This window comes from Ferruginibacter sp. (assembly GCF_031430955.1).
Taxonomy (GTDB): Bacteria; Bacteroidota; Bacteroidia; order Chitinophagales; family Chitinophagaceae; genus Ferruginibacter.
Window position 1 is genome coordinate 1 of sequence record NZ_JANPCM010000169.1, and the last position, 5,054, is coordinate 5,054.

Genomic DNA, 5,054 nt, shown 5'->3' on the forward strand with positions numbered 1-5,054 from the left:
AAGATCAAATCCTGGTTATGTAGCAAGTGCCGGGCAAACCAATCCTATTTATAACAATTGGGGTTACACGGCTACCGGTGCTGTTCAGGCATTAGCCCGTTTCCCCAGGCCCACTACTTTTTTATTAAATAATTTAATAGCTCTGGACGACACTTTCCGTTTAAAGCGTTTAGCATATGCAAAGGGGGGCGAAAATCCAAATAACCCCGGCGTAAGTACACAGCCGGAAGTTTTATCAAATTATGTGGGGGTTCCATTTGGCTCAACCTCTGGTTACCTTGCACAAAACACTTCCTACATTGGCCCATCTTTTATTATTAAAAACCAATTTAATAAAGATGTGTACCTGATGCTGGCTGCAGAATCTTTCTTTAACCTTGCAGAAGCTAAACAATTGTATGGTGCTGCTGTAAATTTAGCCGGCACTGCACAGTCTTATTATGAGCAGGGCGTTAAAGAATCATTCCGTGTTACTGGAACCACTTCAAACCCTGCAACCACTATTTTGGTTAATGGAAAAGATCTGTCCGACTGGAATGCATCGCCAGATAAACTTAAAGCAATATGGTTTCAAAAATGGATAGCACTTACCAACTTTAGTGGTTTTGAAGCATGGTCCGAATTCCGCAGAACAAATTATCCTGCAATACCTCCATCAGCAGGCGCACCGGTAGGTCAGCCGTTGCCTGTTCGTTTATTCTATCCTGCCAGTGAGTTGGCAAGCAATGGAGCAAATGTTACTGCACAGGGTACTATTAATGTATTTACCTCACGCCTGTTTTGGGATGTTGATTAAATAAATTTTGGTTTCATTCCAATAGAAAAGAGGTTGCTATAATCAGCAACCTCTTTTTAATTCACTATTTTTTTCCTTCTAAATTTTATTTTTCTTTTAATGCCACCATTGTTAAAATCGTTGCCACGCCGGTAATTTCATCCATTTCATCAAAAAATTCTACCAGCCATTTTACAATCCCTTTTTCAATATCATCACCTCTTTTAAAATCTTCGGGTTTTTCAATTACCCTTTTATCACTGGGTAATTTTTCTTTACAGGTAAAACGAATATATACTTCCGCTCCGGGATAAACGGCCTTAGTAAAACGCAATTCGTCTATACCATAATTTAACAGCACTGGATTTTTTTCATAATTATCCACAAATAATCCTGCTGCAATACTCATAATAAAATAACCATGCGCTACCTGTTGCTCAAACATGGTGCCTGTAAAATCTGTTGTTTTAATGTGAGCATAAAAATGATCTCCGCTCAGGTCGGCAAACTTATCAATGTCTTCGCTGGTGATCATTCTTTTTTCAGTTACAATTTGATCCCCAATTTGCAACTCCTCAAAATATTTTTTAAAGGGATGTTTACCCGGATTTTTTCCTTTCGCATTGGGTTGATACACATTGGTGATTGCCGTAATGGTTGTTGGAGAGCCCTGCAAAGCCGTACGTTGCAAATAATGTTTTACACCACGTATACCACCCATTTCTTCGCCACCGCCGGCACGACCGGGACCACCATGCACTAATAACGGCAGCGGTGAGCCGTGGCCGGTACTTTCTTTTGCACATTCATTATTCAATACCAAAATACGGCCATGATGCGATGCTGCACCAATTACATATTGTTTTGCAACAGAATAATCTGCAGTAACAATTGTAGTAACTAAACTTCCTTTTCCTAATTTACTTAACGTAATGGCTTCTTCAATATTTTTATACGGCATGATGGTGCTGACAGGGCCAAATGCTTCAACTTCATGTGCTGCTGTTGCAGTAAAAGGTTTATCATTCATTAATAAAATGGGAGAAATAAAAGCGCCTTTGCTGGCATCGGCATCTATGACTTCCACACTATCTAAACTGCCATAAACAATTTGTGAAGAGGCTAATAATTTTTGCACCTGTTCTCTTACTTCTTTACGTTGTGTTTCTCCTGCTAAAGAACCCATCCTTACTTTTTCATTCAGCGGATTGCCAATGGTTGTTTGTGCTAATGATGCAGCAATAGCTTTCCACATATCTTCCATTTTATTTTCAGGCACAAATATTCTACGGATACCGGTACAACGCTGTCCCGCTTTTAAAGTCATTTCTCTTCTTACTTCTTTCACAAAAATATCCCACTCTGCAGTTCCGGGTGTTGCATCTTCTCCCAACACAATACAATTTAAACTGTCGGCTTCCATTGTAAACGGTACCGATTCCCGTAAAATATGTGGATTAGATTTTAGCATCAATCCTGTTTTTGCACTTCCGGTAAATGTTACTACATCCTGGCTTGTTACATGATCTAATAAATCGCCTGCACTGCCGCAGAGTAATTGCAAACTTCCTTCGGGTAAAATTTTACTTGCAATAATTTCTTTAGCCACCGCTTCCGTTAAATAACTGGTAACCGTAGCCGGTTTTACAATACAGGGCATGCCTGCCAATAAATTCACTGCAATTTTTTCCAGCATACCCCACACCGGAAAATTAAAGGCATTGATATGTATGGCCACACCTTCTTTTGGTATAAGAATATGGGTGCCCATAAAAGTATTGTTGGTACTAAGATTATGGCTTTCGCCATCTATACAAAAAACTTCATCCGTAAATTTTCTTCTTAATGATGCATTGGCAAAAAGATTGCCGATACCGCCTTCAATGTCCACCCAGCTATCGGCTTTGGTGGCGCCGCTTTGATAACTGATGGCATAAAATTTATCTAAATGATTACGCAAATGCAATGCTAATGCTTTAAGCATATTTCCTCTTGCATGAAAAGTCATTTTGCGTAAAGCCGGGTTGCCCACTGTTCTTGCATATTCAGTAACCGATTTAAAATCTACACCTTTTGTACTTGCTGCACCAATTATATCTGCAGTAACGGCGTTGTATAAAAGTTGCCCATCGCCATCGCCTGTAATCCAGTTGCCGGTTATGTAGTTGCCTAATTTATTCATTTTTAAAAATCAATTTTATTTGATACCTGTAACCCAAACTGCTTTGCATGATGTGTTACATGCTTATAATGCAGCAAAATCCATTCTTCAAAATTTAATGCACCAAATACGGGGTGCAGTGTTTTTATATTTGCATCAGCTGCAAAATAATCTACAAACTCAGCAATACTTTTTTGCAAACCATCAACCGCTTCTGCCATATTACTGCTGCGTAACGGCAACGCTTCTTCTCCTATTACCGAAGCGGGAGCTTTTGTATTTTCCCTGAATTCCTTATCGCTTAATAAAAACTCTTTAAACTTGGGTAAATGCTCTTCGGGTGTTACCAATGGAAAATGCAGTTTGCCCGATGATACTTTAAAAAATCCCGTTACATGTTCTGCCATTTGCTGTGCATTCATTTTGCCCCATTTACCCACTGCATCAGCAGGCAGGCTGTTTACTAATGGTACAAATTTCTTTTGTATAAAATCGAGTTTTACTGCATCCATATATTTAGTTTAGCTGCACAATTTAAAATAAAAAAAGCAACCGCCAGCTGGCGGTTGCTTTTAAAATAATTTTTATGTTTTACTACATTCTGGCTTCTATTTCTTTACACAAGGCTGCAAAAATATCATCCACACTTCCTTCGCCTTTTACCATTACCACTTTATCAAAATTATTATAATAGTCGGCAACCACTTCTGTTTTGTTACGGTATTCTGTTATCCTTGCCCTTATAACATTTTCATTAGTATCATCGCTTCGGCCGCTGGTTTCACCACGTTTCATTAATCGCTTTACCAATTCTTCTTCGCTAACATTCAGCGCCAGCATTATAGCTATAGATGTTTTTTTAAGTTCTAATAATTTATCCAGCGCCTCGGCCTGTGCAGATGTACGGGGGAACCCATCAAATAAAAAACCTTTTGCATTGGGGTTAGCATCCAGTGCAGAACTTATCATACCAATAACCACTTCATCCGGCACCAGCTGTCCTTTGTCCATAATTTTTTTTGCTTCCACGCCCAGTGGGGTTTGGTTGGCAATTTCGCTACGCAACAAATCGCCTGTGCTAAGGTGCTTTAACCCAAACTTTGCAATTAGTTTTTCGCTCTGCGTTCCTTTACCACTGCCCGGCGGGCCAAATAATATTAAATTAAACATATTTATCGCTGTACTTGTGAAGATAGCAAATATAATATACCAACTTTAAATATCCCTTAACATTTGCAAGAAAGTCTTAAAAACTTTAGCCTCCAGCTTTTCGTATATTTAAAACCTTTTAAACCCGGTTTTGTATAGTAGTTATGAAGTTTTTATTTTACATACCATTACTGTTTGCTGTTTTATTAAGCAGTTGCAGTAATTTTTCAAATAATCAATCTAAAAAAAATATTATGGATAGTTCTAAAAAAAATGAGCCTGTAGTTTCGCCGGCAGATACGGCAAAAGTTACAAAGAGTGAAGCGGAGTGGAAAAAAACTTTACCGACCGACGTATATAATATTGCCAGAGAAAAAGGAACGGAGAGGGCTTTTACCGGAAAATACTGGAACAGTTTTGATACCGGCACTTATTTTTGCGCTGTTTGCGGCAACCCACTTTTTCGCAGCAATGGTAAATTTGAAAGCAGTTGCGGCTGGCCCAGTTTTTTTGAGGCCATTACAAAAGAAAGTATAATTTATACTCCCGATAATACACACGGTATGAAAAGAACAGAGGTAACCTGCGGCAAATGCAACAGCCATTTAGGCCATGTGTTTGAAGATGGCCCGCCGCCTACCGGTTTACGTTACTGCATTAATGGTACCGTATTAGATTTTAAAAAAGTAGAAAAGTAATTATTTAATACCCAGTTTCTTTTTAACCTTTTCAGTAATATCATCTGCTGCAGGAAAAACTATCATTTGTTCTTTATAGGCGATGTGTGAGTAGCCGTTTTCTTTTGCAACTTCCTGTATTGCCACAAGCAGTTTATCCCTGATAGGTTTTATTAATTTTTCTCTTTCTGCTTCTATCAAACCATTGCTTTGTTTTTCTTTACGGGATAATTCAGTGATCCTGTTTTGCAGATCGGTTCTTTTTATTTCTTTCAATGAAGATGTCATTTTT

General features: G+C 38.5%; 6 protein-coding genes. 2 read left to right on the forward strand and 4 right to left on the reverse strand.

The window, feature by feature from the left end; genetic code table 11:
- The coding region (locus ACY65O_RS04510; RefSeq protein WP_462219653.1) for a SusD/RagB family nutrient-binding outer membrane lipoprotein at window positions 1-796 on the forward strand (796 nt) is incomplete at its 5' end.
- Window positions 797-881: 85 nt separating this feature from the next.
- Here ACY65O_RS04510 and paaZ read toward each other — a convergent pair.
- The 3 genes from paaZ to ACY65O_RS04525 form a co-directional block, all read right to left on the reverse strand.
- Entirely contained in the window at window positions 882-2,957 is a 2,076-nt protein-coding gene (gene paaZ, locus ACY65O_RS04515; RefSeq protein WP_462219654.1) for a phenylacetic acid degradation bifunctional protein PaaZ, read from the reverse strand.
- A gap of 2 nt (window positions 2,958-2,959) precedes the next feature.
- Complete coding sequence (locus tag ACY65O_RS04520) at window positions 2,960-3,448, reverse strand: DUF1569 domain-containing protein (protein ID WP_462219655.1); 489 nt, start codon at window positions 3,446-3,448, stop codon at window positions 2,960-2,962.
- Window positions 3,449-3,530: 82 nt separating this feature from the next.
- Entirely contained in the window at window positions 3,531-4,106 is a 576-nt protein-coding gene (locus ACY65O_RS04525) for an adenylate kinase (RefSeq protein ID WP_462219656.1), read from the reverse strand.
- 233 nt (window positions 4,107-4,339) lie between these two features.
- On the opposite strand from ACY65O_RS04525, the gene msrB reads away from it, so the two are divergent.
- Entirely contained in the window at window positions 4,340-4,783 is a 444-nt protein-coding gene (gene msrB, locus ACY65O_RS04530) for a peptide-methionine (R)-S-oxide reductase MsrB (protein WP_462219657.1), read from the forward strand.
- On the opposite strand, the gene ACY65O_RS04535 is transcribed toward msrB, so the two are convergent.
- Window positions 4,784-5,054, reverse strand: a 271-nt coding sequence (locus tag ACY65O_RS04535) for an OmpH/Skp family outer membrane protein (protein WP_462219658.1), incomplete at its 5' end; no start/stop codon positions are given.

Bases quoted from the DNA above. Each gene is read 5' to 3' on its own strand.
- ACY65O_RS04520 (WP_462219655.1), bottom strand. From the start codon at position 3,448: ATGGATGCAGTAAAACTCGATTTTATACAAAAGAAATTTGTACCATTA.
- ACY65O_RS04525 (WP_462219656.1), bottom strand. From the start codon at position 4,106: ATGTTTAATTTAATATTATTTGGCCCGCCGGGCAGTGGTAAAGGAACG.
- msrB (WP_462219657.1), top strand. From the start codon at position 4,340: ATGGATAGTTCTAAAAAAAATGAGCCTGTAGTTTCGCCGGCAGATACG.
- paaZ (WP_462219654.1), bottom strand. From the start codon at position 2,957: ATGAATAAATTAGGCAACTACATAACCGGCAACTGGATTACAGGCGAT.